Annotated in this window: 2 protein-coding genes; both read left to right on the forward strand. The window is 51.2% G+C overall.

Annotation, left to right across the window (positions count from 1 at the left end):
* The coding region (locus tag DV520_RS12060; RefSeq protein WP_148881889.1) for a tyrosine-type recombinase/integrase at positions 1 to 200 on the forward strand (200 nt) is incomplete at its 5' end.
* Positions 201 to 522: 322 nt separating this feature from the next.
* Positions 523 to 682 (forward strand): zinc-ribbon domain-containing protein (locus DV520_RS12065; RefSeq protein WP_165850115.1); only part of this gene is annotated, 160 nt, incomplete at its 3' end.

The following is a 682-nucleotide window of genomic DNA, read 5'->3' on the forward strand; positions in this document are numbered from 1 at the left end:
AGGCGGGGGTGGGGGAGAGAAAGGTGTTTCCCCACAACTTCCGGCATTTGTTTGCCCGGGCGTTTTACAGCCTGGAGAAGGATATGGCAAAGCTGGCGGACCTTTTGGGACACGCCAGCGTAGAGACGACTCGAATCTATATTATGGAGAGCGGTGCGGAGCATAAACGCCAAGTAGAACGGCTGGGATTGGTCATTTAACAACAAAATTCTGATTCTGTTGTAGTGTGGAGGAGACCTCTCCCTCTATCAGGGGCTCATCTCCCAGCACTTGGCAGCGAAACACAGAAAAAAGACATGAGAACGGGCTGGAGAAATTTTTTCAGGTTCTCCAGCTCCTTCTCATGTCTTCGTTTGTTTTTTCTCTTGATTTAAGACATGTTTTTATGCTAAAATATGTAAAAATATAGTTTTCTCTCCAGACAGAACACGCTTTTTCGGGAAGAGTTTTTCAAATGCTACCACAAAATCAGAATTTTGTGGTAGTGCGTCTGTGGGGAAGCGCCCACAAAGGGGGTGGAGGATGCGAGAGAGCTTGTATGACTACTGCACACGAACCCGCCGGCAAGCACTGCTGGAAGAGTGGGATGTGGAAGGCAACGGGGCACTGACGCCGTTGGCCCTTTCCCATGGCAGCCGCCAGAAGGTTTGGTGGCGCTGCGGGGCGGGGCACCGGTGGCAGG

This window comes from Evtepia gabavorous (assembly GCF_003425665.1).
GTDB classification, from domain to species: domain Bacteria; phylum Bacillota; class Clostridia; order Oscillospirales; family Oscillospiraceae; genus Evtepia; species Evtepia gabavorous.